Annotated in this window: 17 protein-coding genes; 3 read left to right on the top strand and 14 right to left on the bottom strand. The window is 34.1% G+C overall.

What is annotated here, in order from left to right; translation table 11 throughout:
• Window positions 1–92 precede the first annotated feature (92 nt).
• Window positions 93–1,940: a CocE/NonD family hydrolase gene (locus ACP7AT_RS05515; RefSeq protein WP_426063345.1), complete on the top strand. Its 1,848-nt coding sequence runs from the start codon at window positions 93–95 to the stop codon at window positions 1,938–1,940.
• A 248-nt stretch (window positions 1,941–2,188) separates the two neighbouring features.
• Here the strand turns inward: ACP7AT_RS05515 and ACP7AT_RS05510 are convergent, their stop codons facing one another.
• The 4 genes from ACP7AT_RS05510 to ACP7AT_RS05495 all read right to left on the bottom strand — a co-directional run bounded on the left by ACP7AT_RS05510 (window position 2,189) and on the right by ACP7AT_RS05495 (window position 8,592).
• The gene (locus tag ACP7AT_RS05510; protein ID WP_426063344.1) at window positions 2,189–3,505 is read right to left on the bottom strand and encodes an ammonium transporter; all 1,317 of its coding nucleotides are present in this window, start codon (window positions 3,503–3,505) and stop codon (window positions 2,189–2,191) included.
• 331 nt (window positions 3,506–3,836) lie between these two features.
• Window positions 3,837–4,214: a PH domain-containing protein gene (locus ACP7AT_RS05505; RefSeq protein ID WP_426063343.1), complete on the bottom strand. Its 378-nt coding sequence runs from the start codon at window positions 4,212–4,214 to the stop codon at window positions 3,837–3,839.
• Window positions 4,215–4,223: 9 nt separating this feature from the next.
• Window positions 4,224–5,531, bottom strand: a complete 1,308-nt coding sequence (locus ACP7AT_RS05500; RefSeq protein WP_426063342.1) for an amidohydrolase family protein — start codon at window positions 5,529–5,531, stop codon at window positions 4,224–4,226.
• A gap of 70 nt (window positions 5,532–5,601) precedes the next feature.
• The gene (locus ACP7AT_RS05495; RefSeq protein WP_426063341.1) at window positions 5,602–8,592 is read right to left on the bottom strand and encodes an amidohydrolase family protein; all 2,991 of its coding nucleotides are present in this window, start codon (window positions 8,590–8,592) and stop codon (window positions 5,602–5,604) included.
• 233 nt (window positions 8,593–8,825) lie between these two features.
• Here ACP7AT_RS05495 and ACP7AT_RS05490 point away from each other — a divergent pair, with 233 nt between their 5' ends.
• Window positions 8,826–10,361 carry a YifB family Mg chelatase-like AAA ATPase gene (locus ACP7AT_RS05490; protein ID WP_426063340.1) on the top strand — a complete coding sequence of 512 codons (1,536 nt, stop codon included), beginning with the start codon at window positions 8,826–8,828 and terminating at the stop codon, window positions 10,359–10,361.
• A gap of 152 nt (window positions 10,362–10,513) precedes the next feature.
• Window positions 10,514–11,299 (top strand): pseudouridine synthase, encoded by a 786-nt coding sequence (locus ACP7AT_RS05485; protein ID WP_426063339.1) that lies wholly within the window; start codon window positions 10,514–10,516, stop codon window positions 11,297–11,299.
• A gap of 421 nt (window positions 11,300–11,720) precedes the next feature.
• On the opposite strand, the gene ACP7AT_RS05480 is transcribed toward ACP7AT_RS05485, so the two are convergent.
• The 10 genes from ACP7AT_RS05480 to ACP7AT_RS05435 all read right to left on the bottom strand — a co-directional run bounded on the left by ACP7AT_RS05480 (window position 11,721) and on the right by ACP7AT_RS05435 (window position 25,133).
• A complete protein-coding gene (locus ACP7AT_RS05480) occupies window positions 11,721–12,731 on the bottom strand; it encodes an alpha/beta hydrolase (protein WP_426063338.1) in 1,011 nt (336 codons plus the stop codon).
• A 367-nt stretch (window positions 12,732–13,098) separates the two neighbouring features.
• Window positions 13,099–14,388 carry a DEAD/DEAH box helicase gene (locus ACP7AT_RS05475; RefSeq protein ID WP_426063337.1) on the bottom strand — a complete coding sequence of 430 codons (1,290 nt, stop codon included), beginning with the start codon at window positions 14,386–14,388 and terminating at the stop codon, window positions 13,099–13,101.
• A gap of 167 nt (window positions 14,389–14,555) precedes the next feature.
• A complete protein-coding gene (gene ypfJ, locus ACP7AT_RS05470) occupies window positions 14,556–15,416 on the bottom strand; it encodes a KPN_02809 family neutral zinc metallopeptidase (RefSeq protein WP_426063336.1) in 861 nt (286 codons plus the stop codon).
• 82 nt (window positions 15,417–15,498) lie between these two features.
• Complete coding sequence (locus ACP7AT_RS05465; RefSeq protein ID WP_426063335.1) at window positions 15,499–18,861, bottom strand: PAS domain S-box protein; 3,363 nt, start codon at window positions 18,859–18,861, stop codon at window positions 15,499–15,501.
• 787 nt (window positions 18,862–19,648) lie between these two features.
• On the bottom strand, window positions 19,649–20,431 hold the full coding sequence (locus ACP7AT_RS05460) for a hypothetical protein (protein ID WP_426063334.1): 783 nt from the start codon (window positions 20,429–20,431) through the stop codon (window positions 19,649–19,651).
• A 20-nt stretch (window positions 20,432–20,451) separates the two neighbouring features.
• Complete coding sequence (locus tag ACP7AT_RS05455; protein WP_426063333.1) at window positions 20,452–21,189, bottom strand: nitroreductase family protein; 738 nt, start codon at window positions 21,187–21,189, stop codon at window positions 20,452–20,454.
• Window positions 21,180–22,508 carry an aldehyde dehydrogenase gene (locus tag ACP7AT_RS05450; RefSeq protein WP_426063332.1) on the bottom strand — a complete coding sequence of 443 codons (1,329 nt, stop codon included), beginning with the start codon at window positions 22,506–22,508 and terminating at the stop codon, window positions 21,180–21,182. The genes ACP7AT_RS05455 and ACP7AT_RS05450 overlap by 10 nt, the downstream gene beginning before the upstream one ends.
• Before the next feature lie 156 nt (window positions 22,509–22,664).
• Window positions 22,665–23,354, bottom strand: coding sequence for an RluA family pseudouridine synthase (locus ACP7AT_RS05445; protein ID WP_426063331.1), 690 nt, complete (start codon window positions 23,352–23,354; stop codon window positions 22,665–22,667).
• Window positions 23,355–23,384: 30 nt separating this feature from the next.
• On the bottom strand, window positions 23,385–24,203 hold the full coding sequence (gene panB / locus ACP7AT_RS05440) for a 3-methyl-2-oxobutanoate hydroxymethyltransferase (RefSeq protein WP_426063330.1): 819 nt from the start codon (window positions 24,201–24,203) through the stop codon (window positions 23,385–23,387).
• Window positions 24,204–24,785: 582 nt separating this feature from the next.
• Window positions 24,786–25,133 carry a hypothetical protein gene (locus tag ACP7AT_RS05435; RefSeq protein ID WP_426063329.1) on the bottom strand — a complete coding sequence of 116 codons (348 nt, stop codon included), beginning with the start codon at window positions 25,131–25,133 and terminating at the stop codon, window positions 24,786–24,788.
• Window positions 25,134–25,136: the final 3 nt, after the last annotated feature.

Genomic DNA, 25,136 nt, shown 5'->3' with positions numbered 1-25,136 from the left:
ATATTGCTTTTAAAAATCATAAATTTAAATTTATGTTGGTTTTATTTGGTAAGATTTTTTATCTTTAAAAACTATTTTAACTTATAAAATTTATGAAAAAACTACTAAGTATTTCTCTTTTATTTATTGGTGCGGTGTTATTTGCACAAGATAATAAAGTGAATTATGTGTCTGAAAATTACACTAAAAAAGAAGTGCATATCAAAATGCGTGACGGAGCAGAATTATTTACATCGATCTACACTCCAAAAGACATTTCCAAAAAATATCCTATTATAATGCAAAGAACGCCCTATAATTCAGGGCCTTATGGAGAAAATCAGTTCAAAAAAAGTATTTCTCCAAGTGAAACCATGATGAAGGACGGGTATATTGTAGTCTATCAAGATGTCCGCGGTCGATTTATGAGTGATGGTTTGTACGATAATATGCGTGGTTTTATTCCAAATAAAAAAGGAAAGAAAGATACCGATGAAGCTTCAGATACGTATGATACGATTGATTGGTTAGTTAAAAATGTGGCTAATAACAACGGCAATGTGGGTACTTGGGGGATTTCTTATCCTGGATTTTACGCAACATATTCTTTGTTGAGTAATCATCCGGCTTTGAAAGCAGTTTCGCCTCAAGCGTGTATTGCTGATTTCTTTTTTGATGATTTTCATCACAATGGTGCTTATTTGTTGAGCTATTGGAAAGTAACTCCATTATTTGGTCCGCAAAAAACAAAGCGTACCGTTGAGCCTTGGTATAAATTTGCGAATACGGGCACAAATGATGACTACCAGTTTTTCCTTGATGCTGGACCTCTATCTAATTTAGACAAATATTACGGTAAAGAAGATGAATTTTGGCAACAACTGAAAGACCATTCCAGTTATGATGATTTTTGGCAAAAGCGTGGCATCTTACAACATTTAAAAAACATTAAACCAGCTGTAATGACAGTCGGAGGTTGGTTTGATGCCGAAGATTTATACGGTCCTTTAAATACCTATAGTACAATAGAAAAGAGCAGCAAAAACTACAACACGATCGTAATGGGACCATGGAGTCACGGTGATTGGGCTAGAAATTCTGCAAAACAAGTGATTGGTAATATTAATTTTGGAGACAGTATTTCCGGTTATTATCAAAAAAATATAGAAGCTAATTTCTTCCGTCATTTCTTAAAAAACGACGGTAAAGGTGAAAATAAATTACCGGAAGCATATGTTTTTGACACTGGAAGAAAAGAATGGAAAACGTATGAAACTTGGCCTCCTCAAAATACTGAAAAACAAGATTTCTTTTTGCAAGGAAGTCAATTGACAAAAATGGCGAAGAAAAATATTTCTTTTGAAGAATTCATCAGTGATCCTAAAAAACCGGTTCCTTATTCTGAAGATATCAAACAAGCAGGGCTAACGCCAAGGAAATACATGACAGATGATCAGCGTTTTGCTGCCAGACGCCCCGATGTAATTGTTTTTGAAACAGAAATATTGAACGACGATACTACATTAGCCGGAGAAATATTGGCAAAATTACAAGTGTCAACCACTGGAACTGATGCGGATTGGATTGTTAAGGTGATTGACGTTTTCCCGAATGATGAACCGGAGACAAAAGAAGTGGCTCCTTATTTAAAAATGAGTAATTATCACATGATGGTGCGCAGTGAAGTGATGAGAGGGCGTTTTAGAAACAGTTTTTCAAAACCAGAACCTTTTGTAGCCAATGAAAAAACGGCAGTTAACATTAAATTACAGGATGTTTTTCATACTTTCAAAAAAGGACATAAAATCCAGATTCAGGTTCAGAGTACGTGGTTTCCATTTATTGATTTGAATCCGCAAACGTTTGTTGATAATATTTTTTATGCTAAATCAGCAGATTTTCAAAAACAAACCCACAGAATTTATAATGATTCAAAAGTTGAGTTTACTATCTTAAAATAGATAATCGGGTTAAGTAATAAGAAAGCCTTAGACTATATTTTAAAATAAAATCCCAATCTTTATCTTAAGATTGGGATTTTGTTTTAAAAGTATGTTGGCTAAAATTAATATTTGATAAATTAGATTTAATGCTGTTAGTTCATTGTTGAAAGAATGGGTCTTATTTTATAAATTATAAGTTTTTAGGACAGTTATAGAGCAAAAATAAACGCTCTGAATTTTAGAGAGTTTATTAATTTTGTAATGATTTACAAAAACTCACCATGTTGAGAAATATCTAAGCCTAACTCTTCTTTTTCTTCACTTACACGAAGCGGAGTAATTTTATTTACAATAAAGAAAAGGAAATAAGAAGCTGTAAAAGCAAATATGGAAACGGCTGCTAAAGCAGTTAACTGGTTCAAGAATAATGTAGCATCGCCAAAAATCAGTCCTTGGTTATCACCAACAACAGAGTTGATTGATTTTGAAGCAAATACTCCAGTTAAAAGCATTCCAACCATTCCACCGACACCATGACAGGCGAAAACGTCTAAAGCATCATCAATTTTCCCTTTATGGAAACTCCTAACCACTAAATTACTCACTATACTGGCAAAGGCTCCGATGAACATACCGTGTGGAATGCTTACAAATCCTGCCGCAGGAGTTATGGCGACTAAACCTACTACAACACCGATACAAGCTCCCATTGCGGAAAGTTTGTGACCAAGAATTTTATCAAGAAATACCCAAGACATTCCCGCAGCCGCAGCTGCAACAGTAGTCGTACCAAGAGCTTGAACTGCCAGACCGTTTGAACCTAAAGCTGATCCCGCATTGAAACCAAACCATCCAAACCATAATAAACCAGTTCCTAATAATACATAAGTGATACGAGCAGGATTTACTTTTTGTACTTTTCTTTTTCCTAAGAAAATGGCTCCGGCTAAAGCAGCCCATCCAGCACTCATGTGAACAACTGTTCCACCGGCGAAATCTAAAACTCCCATTTTAAAGAAAATACCATCTGGATGCCAGGTCATGTGTGCCAATGGCGTATAAACAAGTAATATGAATAAAACCATAAATAATAAGTACGCCCAAAAACGAATTCTTTCTGCAAATGCGCCTGTAATTAATGCTGGCGTGATTATGGCAAATTTCGCCTGAAATAAAGCAAACAACATAAAAGGGATTGTTGGAGCCAAACTCCATGATGTGTTGGTTCCTACACCTTGGAAAAATAAATTTGGGATAGGATTTCCTATGATACCACCAATTGATGGGCCAAACGATAATCCAAAAGCGATAACAATCCATAAAACGGTTACAATTATCATTGCCATAAAACTTTGAAGCATGGTACTGATAACATTTTTTTTACCCACCATTCCACCATAAAAGAAACCTAAACCAGGAGTCATAATGAATACAAGTGCTGTCGCAACAATCATCCAAGCGGTATCGCCAGTATCAAATTTTACAGCTTCTGTCGGAGCAGGGTTATCTATTAGAAAATAATTTGAAAAAAAGGTTAATACCAAGATTGTGATTAATAGTACACCTAAAATAATTTTCCTCATTGTTTTTAGTTTTAAATTTCAATAAAAATATAAAAATCATCATTAACCCCCTTAAAAAAAGCTGTTGAATGTTTTATTTTTATGATTTAAACAATGTGTACCCCTTTTTATTATAGGTATAGTGTAATTTTAAGCGAAAAATTAGAATTTGTCAAAGTAAGCTCAAAGAGAAATCTTATCTTAACTGTTAAAGTGGGTATTCTTATAATATTTAATTCTCTGATCTTACTTTATTTTAATTTTTTTAACTGTAAATAGAATTCGGTAAAAGAAAAATGACACTAACTGAATTTCAATTAGTGTCATCTTTAGGATTTCTTCAATATTGTTTCTATTTCAAAGTATGCATACTTAAAATTTTGTATACTTCATTAATGTTGTTTCCGCCCTTTCCAAATTGTTTGATAATTGGATTGTTGTCGTTATTCAACCAAATTTTTAATTCGGCATCTAAATCCAATATTCCGGCGCTTTCTTTAGAGAATTTCTTAATACTTGAATACGGAATTGACATGTAATCAACTTTGCTTCCAACCAATTGTTTTTCGACCAAAATCAGTCTTTTATTGGTGAAAATAAACATATCGCGAATAAGTTTATACGCTTTTTCAATTATCTCGCCATCAATTAAGATTGGCTCAAATTCATTAGAAATATTTTCAATATTCACTTCTGATGCATTGCCTAAAATGGCATTAAATAGTCCCATTGTATTACTTTATTTTTGATTGTATTTTGTTTTATAGCGATCGTTCAGCTTTGTTTGATGCGTTTCCAGACTGATCATCCTGCCTTGGATAAAAGCGTTGGTCAATTTATTTGTTCTCATATCCAAAGCATCACCTTCAGAAACAAATAGTGTAGCGTCTTTTCCTTGCTCTAAGGTACCACATTGCGCATCAATTCCTAATATTTTAGCAGTATTTGATGTTATTAATTGCAACGCTTGCTCTTTGTTTAGTCCGTACGCAGCGCATGTTCCAGCTAAAAATGGTAGATTTCTGGTATTCATTCTTTCATGGGCACCGCTGTTTTCTAAACCTACAAGAACTCCTTTATCTGTTAGTAATTTAGCATTTTTGTATGGTAAATCAATATCATGATCGTCATTTTCAGGCATTTCATGCACTCGTCTAAGCAGCACGCCAATATTATTTTTTTGTAATAATTCAGCTGTTTTGTAGGCTTCATATCCGCCAACAATCACCATTTTTTTAATGCCACTTTCTTTGGCAAATTGCACCGCATCGATGATTTGTTTTTCTTCATTGGCATGAATAAATAGCGTTTGGCTTCCGTCGTACAAACCTTTTGTAGATTCTAAAACTAAATTTCGCTCTTTCGAACTTTCGCCTAAATACGCTTTTGCATTAGATAAAAAAGAGGATAATTCTAAAATTTGTTTTGAATAATCCTTATTGGCCTCGATGTTTCCCGGTTCAAATCTGGTACCGCCACGTTTGAACGTAGTAGGGAAGTTGATGTGAATGCCATCATTTTCTTTTATAAGCGCATCTTTCCAGTGCCAGGCATCCAGTTGAACAATTGAGGAAGAACCAGATATAACTCCGCCTCTGGGCGTGATTTGAGCCATCAAAATACCGTTCGGTCTTACAGTTTCTATTACTTTTGAATCGGCTGTGTAAGCAACAATACTTCTTACGTGAGGCTTCATAGCGCCAATTTCATCTTCATCATCAGAAGATTTTACAGCATCAATTTCAACTAAACCTAGTGTAGAATTGGGAGCTATAAATCCTGGATAAACGTGTTTTCCGCTTGCATCAATTGTTACATCGTATGCACCGGCGGCTAATCGGATTACTGTGGCATCTGCAACCAAAGTAATTTTCCCGTCCACAAATCCGATGGCACTGTTCTCAATTATTTCGCCATTACCAAGGTGTGCTGTAGCATTGAGAATCAAAATAGATTTTGATTGTTTCGCGGCAGGTGTTTGTTGTGCCTGTGTAAGTATTGATATACTAAATGCCAATATTAAAAGATATATTTTTTTACTAATCATAGTTATAGATTTTTTAGAAGTGCTTTGCTTTATCATAAAAGCACGATTGTTGAAATTTAAATGCATTGTATTATTCTTCTAAAGTATCACAATGATATTCTTTCTTCTCCGTTTTTTTAGGTTCTTGCGTGGTCATGCCTTTATTTTTTTCTTGCAATAACTGACCTATTAGCTCACTTCTTTCTTTAGCAATTGCTACTCTTTGCGCTTCATCTTTTTGAGCATCGTAATATACTATACCTTCAATTAAGGTTTTCTCAGCTTTGGAATAAATTGATAATGGATTGGTGTTCCACAATACAATATCGGCATCTTTACCCACTTTGATACTTCCTACTTTGTCATCAATATGCAATAGTTTAGCAGGATTCAGAGTAACAAATTTCCAAGCATCTTCTTCAGAAATATTCCCATATTTTACTGCTTTTGCTGCTTCCTGATTCAATCTTCGGGACATTTCAGCATCATCAGAGTTGTAGGCTACTACAATTCCGGCATTATGCATGATAGGTCCGTTGAAAGGAATAGCATCATTTACTTCAAATTTATAAGCCCACCAATCCGAAAAAGTAGAGGCTCCAACACCATGTTCTTTCATTTTGTCGGCGACTTTATAGCCTTCAAGAATGTGGGTGTAGGTATTGACTCTAAAATCGAATTTTTCGGCTACATTCATCAACATCAAAATTTCAGATTGTACATAAGAATGACAAGAGATGAAACGTTTTTTGTTTAAGATTTCGGCTAATGTTTGAAGTTCTAAATCAACTCTTGGCGCTTTCCCTTTTCCTTTTTTACCAGTAGAATTGTAGTTTTTCCAAGCTAAGTCATATTCTTTAGCACGTTGAAAATAGTCTGTAAAAACTTGCTCAACACCCATTCTAGTTTGCGGAAAACGAGTAGGATTTACGTTACCCCAATTGGCTTGTTTTACATTTTCTCCCAAAGCAAATTTAATAAATCCTGGTTGGTCTTTGTACAGCATTTCATCTGCAGGTGCTCCCCATTTCCATTTTACAATCGCTGAACGTCCCCCAATTGGATTGGCTGAACCGTGCAATAATTGTGATGTCGTAACCCCACCGGCTAAATCTCGGTATATATTTATGTCTTCTGAATTCACTACATCTTGAATCGTGACCTCGGCGCTGGAGTTGTGTCCACCTTCATTCACACCATTAGAAATGGCAATATGTGAATGTTCATCAATAATTCCACTGGTTAAATGTTTTCCTTTGGCATCAACGACTGTAGCGGATGCATCAGAAATATTTTTTCCGATGGAGGCTATTTTTCCGTTTTTGACCAATACATCTGTTTCTTCTAAAATACCATCTTTTTCATTGGTCCAAACGGTAGCATTTTTAAAAAGTATTGTTTCTGCTACAGGTTTCTTTAGATTTCCAAAAGCAACATTAGGAAATGTTGTTGGGATAATCATATTGTTCTTCTCAATTTTGGAGGAATCAATCGCTTTTATAAATGGGGAGGTTTTTACCGCCGACCATTTCACTTCATTTCCATTGAATAAAACCGCTTTTCCAGAAAGATTTTGGGTGTCCTCAATATATCCAATTAATCTTGTGAAACTGGTTTTTGTTGAATCATTGGGTTTAATAACTGTAGAAATCCAATTATTGGTCATTGTAAGTTTTGACTTGATTTTTTTTGCGTCAACCGTTGTGATTTCTGATTTTGGTGCAGTAATTTCGCCATCAATCTTCCATTTGTATCTTTCAGCGTTTATGGTTAAATCATAATTTCCACGAATGTCCTTCGTTGCAATGTCATTGACAACAAATTTGTTTCCTTGAACCCAGTTTTCGTATAACACCGTTTTTTCTTCGAAAATTTCTCCGGATGTAATCACAAAATTCGCCAAACTTCCTGTTTTCAAAGTTCCCATTTCGTTACTTTTTCCTAAAAGAGCAGCAGGAATTGTTGTCAATGCTTCTAATGCTTTCGTTTTATCAAAACCATATTTGATGGCTCTTAAAAGATTTGGTCTGAAATCTTCCATCTTCTTTAACTTGTCTGTTGTCAAGGCGAAAATAACTCCATTGTCAGCTAAAACTTTAAGGTTCGTCGGTGCTTGGTTCCAAAAACGCAAGTCTTTCAATTCCATTTGGTTCGCTTGGTTTGGGTCTGAAACATCATACGCTTCCGGGAAATTGACAGGAATAATAAATTTCGAATTCGTCTTTTTGATTTCCTCAATGCGTTCAAATTCATTTCCGTTTCCTTTTAAAACATAATTTAAGCCAAATTCATTTGCTATTTTGGCAGCGCGTAAACTGTTTAATTTATCTTCTGAAGCAAATATTTGCACTAACTTTTCATTATTCGCTAAGGCTTCTAACGACAAATCTTTGGTAGTTGAATTTCCTTTTTTATACCAGTCTAAATCATAATACATTTGGCGTAATAATGCCATCATTCCCATTAATGAACTTGGATAGGATTGATTAGTGGTTACACTTTTAGTAAAAGCAAAATGATTGGTCACTTTATCGGAAAGCAGTTGATTCTTCTTTTCAAAGTTGTTTAAAGCGATTAAGGTTCCTGATCCGCGGGCGATTCCGTCAGGTACATGAGTTCCCACTACACCAAATCCAGCTTTCAATAATTCTTCCGCTTTAGTTTGGTCGTATTTAAAAGCTTGGTAGGCATTTACCTCGGAACGAATGCTCTCATTCCAATAAAAACCGGATCTGTTAGTATCGTATGATGGATTCCTTTCGGTAGTTGCTTTTGGTTTTTCGATTCCAAAACTGGTGTAAATGTCAATAAAAGAGGGATAAATGGATCTTCCATCTAAATTGATTGTCGTACAATTTTTAGGAATTGAAATGTTAGTTCCAACACCAATTACTTTTCCGTTTTGAATCAGTAAAGTACCTTTTTCAATAACTTGTGTCGGTGTTACATAGATTTTTGCATTGGTAAAAGCAGTAAAATTGCTGGTTTTGTTTTGAACACTTTCATTATTTGGAAAGTATTCCTGTGCGTAGGTTTTTGGCAGTAAAAAACTGAAAAAGAGTAGGAGTAAGATTTTTTTCATATTATGGTTTCTAATTATTTTCTAAAAGTAGAAAAATGCTAATAGTATATGTCAATTTTTTTAATTTTAACATTTGGTTTTTGCGAAAAATGAATGGTATAGGGCTATATGTCAAATAATTTTGACTATTTTTTGAATAAATTTTTGTTATTCATTATTTCATTAGAAGTTTTGTAGGATTTGTAATTATAATAAGAAAAGTTTTTTCTAATTTTAGAATTAAATAAGGACACATGTTAGTAAAAGTTTTTGGAAGTGCAGTTTTTGGAGTCGAAGCCACAACGATTACTGTTGAAGTTAATATTGACAAAGGAATTGGATATCATTTAGTTGGCTTGCCAGACAATGCCATCAAGGAAAGTAGTTACCGTATTGCGGCAGCGCTCAAAAATAATGGCTACGCGATGCCCGGCAAAAAAATCACTATCAATATGGCTCCGGCCGATTTGCGCAAAGAAGGTTCTGCCTATGACTTGACTTTAGCCATTGGAATTTTGGTAGCCTCGGGACAAATTAATGCGGAAGATGTTGATAAATATATTATTATGGGGGAACTTTCCCTTGATGGAAGTCTTCAACCAATACGAGGTGCTTTGCCAATTGCCATAAAAGCCAAAGAAGAAGGTTTTAAAGGTTTTTTTCTTCCGAAGCAAAATGTGAAAGAAGCCGCAATTGTTGCCGGATTGGATGTTTATGGAATTGAAAATGTGCAGGAAGTAATTGATTTCCTGGAAGGAAAAGGCACTCTGGAACCAACAACAATAGATACGAGAGCAGAGTTTTATAAAACCTTAGATTTTCCCGAATTTGATTTTTCTGATGTGAAAGGACAAGAAAGCATCAAACGTTGCATGGAAATTGCCGCAGCCGGAGGACATAATATTATTTTAATTGGCCCGCCGGGAGCAGGAAAAACAATGTTAGCCAAACGATTACCCAGTATTTTGCCGCCCATGACGTTGCGTGAAGCTTTAGAAACTACTAAAATTCATAGTGTGGCAGGAAAATTAAAGGAAGTCGGTCTAATGAATCAAAGACCGTTTAGAAGTCCTCATCATACCATTTCAAATGTGGCACTTGTAGGAGGAGGAAGTTATCCACAGCCTGGCGAAATTTCTATGGCGCATAATGGTGTTTTGTTTCTGGATGAGTTGCCGGAATTTAAGAGAGATGTTTTGGAAGTGATGCGTCAACCATTAGAAGATAGAGAAGTGACCATTTCAAGAGCCAAGTTTACGGTTACATATCCGTCCTCGTTTATGCTGGTGGCGAGTATGAATCCGAGCCCTAGTGGTTTCTTCAACGATCCGGATTCTCCACAAACTTCTTCGCCACATGAAATGCAACGGTATTTGAGTAAAATATCAGGACCATTATTAGACCGAATTGATATTCACATCGAAGTAACGCCAGTTCCTTTCGAAAAATTATCGGATGACCAAAAAGCAGAAAGCAGTGTTGATATTCGCAAAAGAGTGACTGCGGCTCGTGAAATTCAAACCGAACGCTTTGAGCAAATGGAAAATATCCATTATAATGCCCAAATGAATACCAAACACATTCGGGAATATTGTGCCTTGGACAATGTTTCCAAGCAATTATTGAAAACTGCCATGGAACGATTGAATCTTTCTGCGCGAGCCTATGACAGGATTTTGAAAGTAGCACGCACAATCGCCGACTTGGATGCCGCTCCAATAGTAGTTTCCAGCCATATTGCTGAGGCTATTCAGTACAGAAGTTTGGATCGTGATGGTTGGTTGGGCTAAAATAGATTTCAGATTTTTGATTAGCGATTTTTGATTGGAGATGATTAAGCTCTGCAAAATTGGGAATACGCTCGCGTTAGGGAAAAAGAAAAAGATAGAAATAAATAAGTCAAAAAAGAGATTTCGATAGGAATCTCTTTTATTTTTGCCAAATGCTAGAAATTCTTTACCAAGACGAATATATTATTGCAATTAATAAACCAAGTGGATTATTGGTCCACAAATCGTTTTACGCGCGCGATGCAAAAGTGTTTGCTATTCAAGAATTGAGAAATCAAATAGGAGGGCAACATGTTTATCCTATTCATCGGTTAGATCGCAAAACATCTGGTGTCTTGTTATTTGCGTTGGATAAGGAGATTTTAAAAATTATGAATGATCGTTTTGCCACACGCGAAGTCGAAAAAAAGTATTTAGCAATTTTACGTGGTTGGTCACCCGAAGATCTAACGATTGATTATGATTTAACCAATGATGATGGCATTATACAAAATGCAATAACTTACTTTCATCGATTGCAAACTACCGAAATTGAGTTAGAATTTAACAATAAACCTACTTCACGATATTGTTTGGTAGAAGCGATTCCTGAAACTGGACGTATGCATCAATTACGAAAACATTTTAAACATATTTTTCATCCTATTTTAGGAAGTCGTCCACATGGTTGTAACAAACAAAATAAATTATGGTTGGAGAATTTTGAACTGAAAGGAATGATGCTTCATGCCCATCAATTAATTTTTAATCATCCTATAACTAATGAACAACTGATCTTGAATGCAAAGATTAATGAAGAGTTTAGCCGAGTAGGTATTATTCTTAATCTAGATTTGAATAAGTATGAAATCGCCATGACAGAAGCTGTCGCAAACACCAATGAAGATCTGGCGATACCATATTCCTATAAAAAACAAATATTATCTACATATAAATAGAATACTAATTTGTAAAGTAATGCTTTAAATTATTGTTGCATTTGGAAACAACAGTTTTCAGTATAAAGAGGAGCCGATTTCAGATTTTTTATTGACGATTTTTGATTTTAAATGTTAATTACAACGTTCCACAAAGTCTCCGATTTTGAGGAAGTGACTTTCGGTTTTCAACCGATTTTATTTTTAAAATATTTGAATTTAAAGGTCAGCCGGAGACTGAAAAATACGTACTCAAAGTCGGAGACTTTGCGTAGTGGGGAGACAAAATTAAGCTAATTATTGAGATTCGCCACCCGAGCGACAGCGAACAGGCGAAGCAAATCATCCCAAATACAAAACTAACTTTCTACAAAGTCTATTTCCCGACTAATGCTGTGAAGCTATTGGCTGCTGCCTTTCTTATTGGTGATTTATTTGTAATTCAATTTTTATTTTTATGATTGATTTCTTTCGCTATTTCACTATATAATTCAGTTCTATCTCTTTCATTAAATGGACCTGGCATGCAATGAAGCATTCCTTTCATTTCTTTATGAACTGTTGAAACTTTTGCTTCGCTTAATTTTTTTGCGTAATCCCGCCCTGTATCTCTTAAAGGATCAAATTCACAAGTTACCACAAAAGCTGGGGCTAAATTTGACAAATTCTTTTCGTGGTACGGCATTGCTAAAGGATTTGTATAATCAGTCATATTTGGTAAATAACTTTCTACCCCAAAAAGCATTTCAGTTTCTTCTAAAAAATATCTATTCTTGAACTTTATATAAGCATCAGTTTTGTAAGGAATATAACTAACAGGACAATCTAAAAGTTGATATTTAATGTTTGTTAAATGTTCTTTTTTAGCTTTTATTGCTACTAATGCGGCCAAAGTCGCTCCAGCACTTTCGCCAGCTACAATTATTTGATTTGGATTTCCTTCCCATTTACTTATATTTTTTATTGTCCAAAGTAGTGTAGTATAACAATCATTGTTAGGTGTCGGAAAGGGGTGCTCTGGAGCAACTCTATAATCAACACCAACTACAATAGCGTTAAACGTGTGAGCCAAAAGTGTGGCATAAGTTACTGATACATTTGTCCACGGTAAAACAAATGCCCCACCATGAAAATAGACGATCACAGGGCTATTCTTAGGTAAATTTTTAGGTTTGAAGATAAAAACAGTTAGACTATCATTTGTGATTTTAAGAGTATCAATATTTAAACCTTCAGTATTTATAGGTACCGCATCTGTAAAATGACTACGTTGCTTTACTGTCATTTTTTTTAGTAAACCTATTTGTTTATCATTGTTACCTACCATTTTTAAGAATAAAGCTTGCCCCCAATCTATCCGCCCTTCGGGTTGGAATGTTAGAGAGTAGATGTAACCTACTATAATTACAGAAACAGCTAACAATAAAATTAATATGATTTTAAATTTTTTCATGATTTATATCTTATGAAATTGTATGCAAGTGATTAATATGTGTGCGTTTTGCAAGGCTGCCGCCAATTTGTATGTATAACAAAATCAAATAAAGCCACCCAATTTAGTGTAGATAGGAGTGACAAAGATTATATTATTTTATTCCAAATATATTCATTTTTTCTTACAAATTATCTGGCTATTGTAGATTTGTGGGATGAATTTACAAAACGATAGTATGAAAGTAAAAACGCTCTGAATAGCCCCGATAGAAATGAAAAACCTTCTTAGAGCTGGTGTTCAGCCCTAAGAAGGTTTGTAATGTATAGCGGGAAATACGTTCTAAAAAAACGAAAATATTCTGCTCCTAAAAAAGAATAAAAATTAATTATCTATTAGAACGTCTGTCATTATTTTGACTTGGACGCCTTGGACCAAAACTATTATTGCTGCTTCGGTTTGTAGTGTCTGTTTTTGGTTTCTTAGGAGTTGAATCGCGTTGCTGTCTTCCTTGTCCTTGTTTGATTGGTTCTTTTGAAGCGTTAGGATCTGGCTCAAAACCTTTGATATTTTGAACCGGCAGTTTCAAGCCAACTAATTTTTCTATATCGCGCAAAAAGACCGTTTCGTCCGGACTGAATAACGAAATAGCTTCTCCATTGGCTCCGGCTCTTCCTGTACGACCAATTCGGTGAACGTAATCTTCAGGAATGTTAGGCAATTCAAAATTTACCACATGTGGTAATAACGGAATATCTAAACCTCGCGCAGCAATATCCGTAGCGACTAAAGCGGTCAGGCTTCCGTCTTTGAAACCTGCCAAGGCTTTGGTTCGTGCTCCCTGACCTTTATTTCCGTGAATAGCTGCTGCTTTGATTCCGGCACTAATCATGCTTTCCGTCAGCTTATTGGCGCCTTGTTTGGTGCGGGTAAAAACCAAAATTTGTTTCCAGTTCCCTTCTGTAATCAATTTAATTATTAATTCGGTTTTTTTCTCTTTTGCAACAGGATAAACTATTTGAGTAATAGCATCCACGGTTGTGTTTTCCGGGGTAGCCTCTACATGAACGGGATTGTGCAAAATGCCCATTGCCAATTTCTTGATGTCTTTTGAGAAGGTTGCCGAAAACATCAGGTTTTGCCTTTTTACAGGTAATACTTTTATAATACGCTCAATGTCTCGCACAAAGCCCATGTCCAGCATGCGGTCTGCTTCATCTAAAACTAAAATTTCAACTTTGGCAAGCGATATTAAACCTTGGTTTTGCAAATCGATTAACCGACCTGGTGTGGCGACTAAAATATCGACACCCTGACGCAGTTGGGTAACTTGTGGATTCTGGTTTACACCTCCAAAAATAACGGTGCTTTTTATGTCTAAAAATTCACTGTATTCTTTGATATTGGCCAATATTTGTGCTGCTAATTCTCTGGTTGGAGTTAATATTAAAGCACGAATGGGTCTTTGTCTTAAATGCTGACCCTGCGATAAGATTTGCAATATGGGTAACGTGAAACCGGCCGTTTTTCCTGTTCCAGTTTGCGCGGATGCTAAAACATCTTTGCCTTCTAATATTGGGGGAATTGCTTTTTGTTGTATTGGTGAAGGAGTTGTATATCCTTTTTTGCTGATGGCTTTAAGTAAAGCATCAGATAAGCCTAATGAGTTAAATGACATAAATTGTGTTTATGAAGCAAACACATTTATTTAGTTTACTTCTTTAATTTGGCGCGAAGGTACTGTTAATTTTTCCGATGTGCTTTTGATTGGTTGAATTTGTTTAAACTGGATAAAAAAAAAATCGGGAATACATCCCGATTTTTAAATTCTAATTGATTTTTCAATTATCTTATTTCTGCAAAAGTATCTCCTTGAGTGATATCTCCGGATTTATAGCCTTTCATAAACCAAGCTTTTCGTTGTGCAGAAGTTCCGTGTGTAAAGGATTCCGGAACAATATGTCCTTGAATTTTGGCCTGAATTGCATCATCACCAACTGCATGTGCCGCACTTAAAGCTTCATCAATATCGCCTTCCTCCAAGAAATTATTCATTTTTTGGTTGTAATGCGTCCAAACTCCAGCATAAAAATCAGCTTGCAGTTCTAAAGCCACTGATAATTTATTGGCTTCGGCAGTGCTTTTTCCTTCTTGCATTTGTCTCATTTTATTGGAAGTTCCCAACAGTGTTTGTACATGATGACCAATCTCGTGGGCAATTACATAAGCGGTGGCAAAATCACCTCCTTGCGCTCCAAATCTTGTTTTTAGCTCTTCAAAGAAAGCCAGGTCCATATACACTTTTTGATCACCAGGACAATAAAAAGGTCCCGAAGCAGAGGTAGCATTACCGCATGCAGTTTCTATAGCTTGATTGAACAGTAATAAGTTTGGTCTTTTATACTGCATGTTGTTTTCCTGAAATATTTTTCCCCAAACATCCTCTGTATCTACCAATATAGCTTCTATAAATTTGCCTTCTTCAATTTCGGCGGCTGTTAGGTCTCTTTGTTCAGTAGGAGCGCTGTTTCCTTGATGCATTTGTTCTAATATCGGCGTAAGCATTTGGGCGTTTTCACCACCAAAAACATTCAATAACAAGATAATAATCCCAATAATTCCTCCTCCAACAATTGTTTTTCCACCAGAGGACATTCCTCTTCGATCTTCAAAATTTTCACTTGAACGTCTGCCACTCCATTTCATACTTTATTATTTTAGTTGTTAATTATCTGTAATTTTATAAAATTACATTTTTTAGAGCGTTAAATAATCTTTTTTAAATACGTTAGTGTACCCACTTTAAAAATGTTTCTTCAATAATTCCTTTTATTATCGGCTTTGGAATATAATCATTCATTCCTGCCTTAAGACATTTTTCTTTTTCTTCTTTTTCCGTACCTGCAGTTATAGCAATAATAGGTACATTTTGTCCAGATTTTAAATTCCGTATGATTTCTGTTGCTTCATAGCCATTCATGATGGGCATTTGGATATCCATAAAAATAATATCTGGATGAATCGTTTCAAATTGTTCCACCGCCACTTTACCATTTGGAATTTCAAAAATTGTCACATTTGTAAATAAGTTTTTAATGATAGTTTTAAGTAATAACATGTTAACATTATTGTCCTCAACAAGCATTATTTTTATTTTTTTTGAGCTTTTATTTGGTTTGCCAACAATTTCATTAGTAATAACAGGAATTGTAATTTGCTTTACATCTTCTGATTGTTGATTGCTAATTTCTAAATCTAAATAAAAATAAAAGGCACTACCAAATTGAACTGTACTTTCTAATTGTAAGTGACTATTCATTAAACCTAATAACTGGTTAGAGATGGTGAGACCTAATCCAGTTCCTCCAAATTTTCTTGTAGTTGAGTTATCTTCCTGAGAAAAGGCTTTAAAAATTTTCCTTTTGTTCTCCTCTTGTATTCCAATACCGGTATCAATAACAGAAAAAAGTATTTTAGCTATGGAATCATTTGTTTTTTCAGCAACTGAAACATTTAATTTTATCGAACCTTTTTCAGTAAATTTCACCGCGTTTGATAAAAGATTTAATAAAATTTGTTTTAAACGTACGCTGTCTGTCCAAATATATTTAGGTACATCTGACGCAATATTCAGTTTTAACGTCAAATTCTTTTGATTTGATTCATATAATATCAAATCAATAATTTGGCTCAAAATTTCGTGAACATCATTTTTTTCCAAATACAGTTCTAATTTTCCAGCTTCTATTTTAGAAAAATCAAGTATGTCATTTATAATATCCAATAATGATTTAGCGGACTGATTTATCGTAATCATGTATTTTTCTTGGGTTTTACCAAGATTTGTATTCATTAACAAATCAGTAAAACCGATAATTCCGTTTAATGGAGTTCTGATTTCGTGACTCATGTTTGCCAGAAATTCCGATTTTGCTTTGTTGGCAGCTTCGGCTAATTCCTTTTCCTGAACTATGTTTTCGGATTGTTTTCTCTCCGTAATATTAATGAAAATGCCTTCAAGAAAAGCAATTTTTCCGTCTTTGTAAATGGTATCTCCAAATTCCTCTACCCAAACCGTGCGATTGTCTTTGTGAATTATTCGGTACGTCAAATGAATGGGAATTGTACTTTCTATTGCATTTTTTTGAGCATTAATTGTCCTTAATTTATCTTCCGGATGAATTAAATCAATGAATGACAAATGGTTATTTAGGAAATCTTCTTTTGGATAACCAGTGAGTTTTTCAACTTCATCATTGATGTAAATTTTAGTATTATTTTCATCATAATTGGATAAATAAACGGTTCCCGGAATATTATTAGCTAATAATCTGAATTTTTCTTCGCTTTCATAAATAGCGGTTTCATTAGCTATACGCTCAATGGAAGAAGCAATATTACTCGCTAATGTTTGTAAAATATTCAATTCGTCTTCTGACCATTCTCTTTCATTTTGGGTGTCATCAAATCCTAAAAAGCCATGAAATTTGTTTTTAACGAAAATTGGAATAAGAATAATTGAAACCGCATCCACATTATTTAATTTGTTTCTAAGAGATGGATTTTCAATTTTTGGAACAATTGCTTTATAAATTTTGTTATTTAAAAGTGGTGTCAATAGCTCTTCAAAAAAATCATGAGGCAGATTTTGAAGGCTAATATTGTTAGGTGTTAATTTGATATTATTGATTAGCCATCGGTATTTTTGGCTTATCAACCCAGTGTTCCCTTCATTTTCATAATAGTACGCTCTGTGAGATTCTGTCGCCTTTCCCATAATAATAAGGACATCCGAGAAAATATCGTTTATGTCATTACTATTCAAAAATTTCTCCGTGCAAAGTGCCAGTGCGGATAAAAGTTCACTCTTGTATTCTAATTTTTTTTCTGTTGTATAGCGACTGTGCGAAATCATGGTCAGCGATATAATATCCGAAATTGTTCGAGCAAAAATAATATCGTCGTTATCCCAATTTCTTTGTGTTCTTACAGTTTCAAAGCTTATGGTTCCAGTTAATTCTCCATTGATAAAAATAGGAATATCAAGTTGTGATTTGATGTCAAATTTCAAGAAATAGTCATAAATGAATTCAGATATTTCCCATTTGTTAAAAACGTCTGGAGCACTTATTTGTGTTTTACTTTTTATCGAATTAAAATAAATTGGATATTTTTCTTTTTCTAAAACAGTACCTTTGCTGTACGAATTTGTGTCTAAATCATATAAGTTTTCGCATGTGATTATATTTTCGGTATATTTCCAGTAGCTTACGCGATTGCACCGAAAAACTTTTGCTGCAGATTCAATGATTTGCATCACGCTGACATCCAAATTTTTATCGTTACTAAAGTTGGTAGTTGCTAATTTTTTAATCGTTTGGTTGTATTGTTCTACTTTTTCCTGACGTATTTTATTTTCAGCTTCAATATCTTTAAATTTAGTGATATCTCGGGCAATCCCAGAATAGCCAACTACTTTTCCTAGATCATTTCTTCGGATTATCACTTTTTGTGAAACCCACAATTCTTCACCGTTCTTTTTTAATAAAGGGAACTCAATAGTTGGAAAATAATTTTCATGTTTTAATAAATTCTGATAAAAATCCATGATGCTTGTAATGTAATCTTGCCGAATAAATTCCGAATAATTTCGATTTATAATTTCGTCATTCTCGTAACCCAATGATTTGATGGTAAAGTCATTTACAAATATAAAAGTACCGTGATTATCAACTTCAAAAATGAGATCGATAGCATTTTCAATTAAATTTTTATACTGATTTTGGATTTGAATTTCATTAGTTACATCTTGCCCAATACCAATAATTAAGTTGTCCGAAAATTTTTTATGGTTCCATTGAATGTGTTTATAATCTCCATTTTGACATTTGAGTTTACGGATGAAGATCCTGTCATCCTTAAATTTAGTTTGGTAATCTTCACTTAAAAACGCTGTGTCTTCCGTGAATTTCCAATAGCCTAATCCCATAATTTCATCAACGGTATATCCTAAAATCGATTCTACATTTTCACTGCAAAATACAATTTCGCCTTTTCTATTTATAGCTAAAATCAGTGAATTCCCTTTGTTAATGATTTGATTGTTGAAACGAATTTCTTCAGTACTATTTAACCATAAAATGTAGTGCATGTAATTTATGATTAGAATTATTGAAGCACTAATTACTAGCGACAAAATTGTTTTTAATGGTACTAAATCGAAAATAAAAACAATGCCAAAATAAATAAAAACTGCCACAACAAATCCCCAATACAATTTAGCAGGTTTTATAACGCTGTAAGAAAAGAAAAAGGCTACTACATAAGCTACAATTGGTATATTATCAGTAGGAGAAATAATTATATTTCGAGAAATAGAGCTAAAATAGACTAAATAAAATACAATAAAAATTTGTTTAATATTTCTAAAAACTATCGATGACTTAGTACTAACAAAATACAGAGCCATTAAAAATACCCCAATGGTGCAGTTTACTATTAATAAACTTTGTAGCCTTACTTTTAAAATTTCATAAGTGATTTCTATGATAATAAGTATAATTCCTAGAAACAAAAGATAGATTTGATATTCTCGTTTTTGTGTAATTGCCTTATGGCTTCTTTCTAATAAATTACTTTTTAATCCGGTTTTTATTTTATGAATTTTGTAAATTAAAAAAATTATTAAAATAGGAATTATAACATAAAATAATTGTTTATTTATCATAGAATTAAATGTCCAAAATAAATCTAATTGTTTGGGCAGAATATTTAATTGGCTACAGTACAACACCATAGTAAAATTTTTATTAGGTTTGTGAAGAGTAGATTTGGGTTTCTGTCTTCTTTGGTTGTCAATGTAGGAAAAAAAATTAAATAAAAACCAAAACAAATTAGTATTTATGCCTTGGTTTTTATTCGTAAAGGAATTTTATTTTTTAGTTTTTTTCTTGAGATTCATCTTCAGCTTCAAAACCAATTATCTCACTGTATATAGCGTAGTGTAAGGAATAAATAAAAGGAAAAGTAAAAAAGATTCCAATACAGCAGCCTATAAAACCTACCAATGTTGCAATAGATCCAATAATAATTAATCCGAGTAAAACTAAAGGTTGTTTGGAAACTATAAGGATGCTGGTTTGTATAGCTTCTGCGGCTTTCAATTTTCCAAAAATGATAAGGGGAATCATTAGCATGGTGAATAACGACACTGTCACGGTATTAACGAAACCAAGTGCAGGTATTTGGGCGTAATTTATTATTGAGGAAATGATATAACTTGTAAGAGAAACGAGAAATGTTGCTACAAAAAGTTCCTTAAAATAAGGAGCTTTATAATACTCAAACATGGTTGAGACATGAAATTCTTCGTCTCTTTCTGCACAATATGCCATTTTTATCAGTCCTGCCGGAAATGGACTTAATAAACAGGAAATCAAGGCTGATGCTCCGGCAATGATCAAAAGAGTAATATTACTGATATTTTCCGATTGTAAATTTTCTGGTTTTAAAAAATCAACAACTGCAGGAGCTCCAAAAATTGCGATCAGTATTCCAAATGCCAAAAGACAAAGCAGAACAAAAAATACAAAAATGATTAAACCGCCATAAAGCGCAATTTTTTTGTAATTCTCGAAAGCGTGGTTGAAAACATTTCCAAAATCTAGGACGTAGCCATTCTTTTTTATTTCTTCAATACGGTATTGTGTAGCTTTATTCATTTGATTTGTAAATTGGTTGATTATATTTTAAAATAGGTTTCTTCAAAAGGGATTCGGAATCGTTCTCCATAAACACCATTTTCGTCTCGAATTCCACAGCCTAAAATCATATTGATTTCTGCGGAAGCGGGCAAATGTACTATTTTTTTAATTCTCAACGAATCAAAACCCTCCATTGGACACGTATCGTAATTTATGGCTGCCATGCTGATCATAAAATTCTGAGCTGCAAGTCCCGCACTTTTGTGGGCTACAATTCGCATGTCGCTTTGTCGAGCCTGTCGGTAAATAGGTTTGAAGATTCCAATGATTTGAAAAACAAGAAATTTTAGCATTCCGATAATTCCTAAAAAATCAAAATACAGTGTTGGAATAATTTTTTGGTAATAATTCAAAGCAAATTTTTCTCTTTTTGAATACGCTTCTTTCGGTTTTTCGCCATATTGATTTTTTAAAAAATCAATGTTCGATTGCACTCTTTTATTCCACAAATCTTTCCTCGCTACAACAACAACCAATTGTTGTGCTGTTTTTGCAGCATTCTGGTCAAAACTGGCTTTGGCTATTTCTTGTATGATTTCCGGGGATACTATATGATAAAATTCCCAAAGCTGCATATTACTGCTTGTGGGTGCCAGAGTCGCTAATTGAATACATTGCTTTACTTTTTCTGCATCAATAGCTTCATTTTTAAAAACCCGAACGGAGCGTCTGTATTTTATTGCCTCGCTTACTGATTTTTCATTGGTTACAACCATTTTAGTACTTTTTGAATGGTTTTTAATTTGTCTTTATAAGGGGAATAACGAATGGGTAAATCAAGCCATAGTCCTCTTTTTACAATCGCTTTTTTATGCGAAAAAATATCAAAACTTAATTTTCCATGATATGCTCCCATTCCGGAGTTTCCAACTCCGCCAAAAGGCAGGCGATTGTTAGCCAAATGAATTACCGTATCATTGATGCAACCGCCACCAAAAGAATATTTTTGCAATACCTCATCGACAAACGATTTGTTTCGGGAAAATAAATAAAGTGATAATGGTTTTTCGAAGCTTGTAATTATTTTGTCTATATCAGCTTTCGATTCATAAGAAAGTATAGGGAGTATTGGACCAAAAATTTCTTCTGTCATCACCAAACTATCCATTTTTGGTTCATCCAGTAAAGTAGGAGCAAGATATAACGAATCTCTGTTCGACTGTCCTCCAAAAAGTATTTTCTGATTTTCGAGTAAACTTAATTGACGCTGCCAGTTTTTTAGGTTAATGATTCTGGCAAAATCCGGAGATTCTTCAGGATTTGTTCCAAGTGCTTTTTCGATTTCCTGCATCAGTAATTTTACGAAAATAACTTTTATTTTATGGTGTACTAAAATATAATCAGGAGCCACACACGTTTGTCCAGCATTTATGATTTTTCCCCAAACAATGCGTCTGGCACTTAATTCTAAATTTGCCGTTTCGTCAACAATACAAGGACTTTTTCCGCCCAATTCCAATGTTACTGGCGTTAGGTTTTCGGCAGCTGCCTTCGCCACTATTTTTCCAACAGCGACACTTCCGGTAAAGAAAATATAATCCCAACGTTTGGACAATAAATTTGCCGCTATAGTGGCATCTCCCGTGATGACCACCACATCTTTGACAGCAAAAGTTTCGCTTATAATTTTCGCTATAATATTCGAAGTATTTGGAGTCAGTTCAGATGGTTTTAAGGTTACTTTATTTCCAGCAGCGACAGCAGCAATAAGCGGACATAATGCCAATTGAAACGGATAGTTCCACGGGGAAAGAATTAAAACATTTCCGTATGGTTCACTATATATATAATCGGAGGAAGGGAAATTTAAAAATGAAGCCGCAACTTTCTTTGGCTTAGCCCAAGAATCGATATTTTTTATAGTTTCTTTCAAGTCACTAATCACATAATTAGTTTCTGTTAAAACGGCTTCAAAAGCAGGTTTTTTAAAATCATCGTACAAAGCCAAAATTATCGCTTGTTCATGTTGTGTGATGACGTGCAATAATTTTTTAAGGGATTCTTTTCGTGATTTTATATCAGTTTTGTAATTCATAAGATTATTTTAAATTAAAATTACATAAATATTATTTTATTCCAACTTTCTGAATAATCTAAAGAATAAAAAAAACAGGATTATATTACTATTTTAAACGATATAGGTCGGTGAAGTATCGTTTTTGTTATCGTTATGTTTAAAAACAGGAAAGTATCAGACTGCATTCCAAATCACATCATCTGGAGTTGGTGCGATGATTTCTATGTTTTCTTTGGTAACAGGATGTACAAAAACTAATTTTCGGGCGTGCAAATGAATTCCTCCATCCGGATTGCTTCGGTCAAAACCATATTTTAAATCACCTTTTATTGGTGAACCAATAGCCGAAAGCTGTGCCCTGATTTGATGGTGTCTTCCGGTATGAAGATTGATTTCTAAAGCAAAATAATTGTTGAGTTCCTTAATAATTTTGTAATCTAAACTGGCTAGTTTACTGTCCTGAACTTCTTTTAAATGCGCTTTTGAAGTATTGTTTTTTTCGTTCCTTTTCAGGAAATGAACCAATTTATCCTCGGAATTTGATGGTTTATTCTTGACAATGCACCAATACGTTTTTTGAGTCTCACGGTTGCTGAACAACTCATTCATTCTCGTTAACGCTTTACTGGTTCGGGCAAAAACGACTATTCCAGTCGTTGGTCGGTCTAAACGGTGTACCACACCCAGAAATACTTCTCCAGGTTTGTTGTATTTGTCTTTGATGTATTCTTTAACCACATCAGATAGTGGTTTGTCACCGGTTTTATCGCCTTGCACAATATCGCCTACTCGCTTGTTTACCACAATAAGGTGATTGTCTTCGTGAAGAACTTGAAGGTTATTTTTATTGGATATTATTTTCATTATCAGTTCCCCTTTAGGGGGTTAGGGGGCTTAATATTGTTCGCTTGAATTAGGAAAATCGCTTGATTTCACATCGGCAACATATTGACCGATGGCAGATGTCATTCCTTCATATAAATTCATATATCTCCTCAAGAAACGCGGGCTAAATTCATTGTTCATTCCTAACATGTCGTGAATTACCAAAACTTGTCCGTCAACACCGCCACCAGCACCAATCCCAATTACCGGAATCGAAATACTTTGGGCTACTTTTTCGGCTAAATGAGCAGGTATTTTTTCTAAAACTAACGCAAAACAACCTAATCTTTCCAGCAATTTAGCGTCTTCTATTAGTTTATGCGCTTCTTCTTCTTCTTTAGCACGAACGGTGTAGGTTCCAAATTTATAAATAGACTGTGGCGTTAAACCTAAATGTCCCATAACTGGAATTCCTGCGTTAAGTATTTTCTTGATAGAATCTTTTATTTCTTTACCGCCTTCCAGTTTTACGGCATGACCGCCACTTTCTTTCATGATTCTTATTGCAGAACGTAAGGCTTCTTTAGGGTCTGATTGGTAGCTTCCAAAAGGCAAATCTACAACAACCAACGCTCTTTCTATTGCTCGCACAACAGAGGAAGCATGATAAATCATCTGATCTAATGTAATCGGTAAAGTGGTTTCATGACCGGCCATCACATTCGAAGCGGAATCACCCACTAAAATCACATCAATTCCAGCGGTATCGACGATTTTTGCCATGGTATAATCGTATGCAGTAAGCATGGAAATTTTCTCTCCATTTGCTTTCATATCAATCAGTGATTTCGTAGTAATCCTTTTATAATCTTTTTTTGCGACAGACATAATTGTTGTTTTAGAATCGTAAAGGTAATAAAATGTATATTTTTAACTCAAAAATGTAACAGTAATGTTTTTGTAGGTATCAATTAACAAAAAAAAATAATTATGCGCAGAATAGTTGTATTGATTGGATAGTTCACAGCTGCTAATTCTCAAGATCAAAATCAAGAAATTTAAAAAGTGGTTAAAACTTTTTTTGAGACTTTGCAAACCAAAGATACTTTAAAACTAAAGGCTCTTTATGATTAAACGATGATTTTACAGTCTATAAATGAGAATGCGAAAAATGGTAAATTATCCAATGAAAAACAGGAAGTGTTTTTTAAATTGATAGCTTCTATTCCCTCAGAAGTAAAGTTTCAGGAAAAAATTTTGAGTTACTCCATTTAGGTAGATAGAAGTATGGCGTGCGTCTGTACACCTTATGAGTTTTATTTAAATGGAAAATCAAGCCACAAAGGAGTGAATGCTTTTACGCTTTTCAAAAAAGATAATATTTGGAAAATCGTACGTCTTATTGATACCCGAAGAAAGTAGTTTTGATTAGGCATTGGTTTTAAAAGATAATAGAGGCAATTAATCGTTTTATCCAATGTATATACTGTAAAGAAAAACGTATAAAATTGCGATCATGACCGAAATAAAATTCCCCACCAAATAAAAATCATTGTACAGAGATTGCTTTACTTTATCTTGTTCATCGTCTCTTTTTAATCGTGTAGCCAATTTCAAAGCGCCAAATAAAGTCAGCGCATGTGGATAATCATTAATCATTGAAACTAATAAAAAGATTCGTTCAACGATTCCTTTAAGAAGTGATTTATAATCTATTATTTTAGTTTTTCGAATTGATTTTGGCGTGATAATATAATAAAATATACCCAGAAGCACTTCTGTAGAAAGAACTAAAACTATAAATTGAAATACTTCCATACT

It is taken from the genome of Flavobacterium sp. DSP2-3-1, assembly GCF_049896865.1.
In the GTDB taxonomy this organism is placed as follows: domain Bacteria; phylum Bacteroidota; class Bacteroidia; order Flavobacteriales; family Flavobacteriaceae; genus Flavobacterium.
Note: the sequence above shows the minus strand (reverse complement) of the source record. Positions and strands in the feature narration are given on the sequence as shown.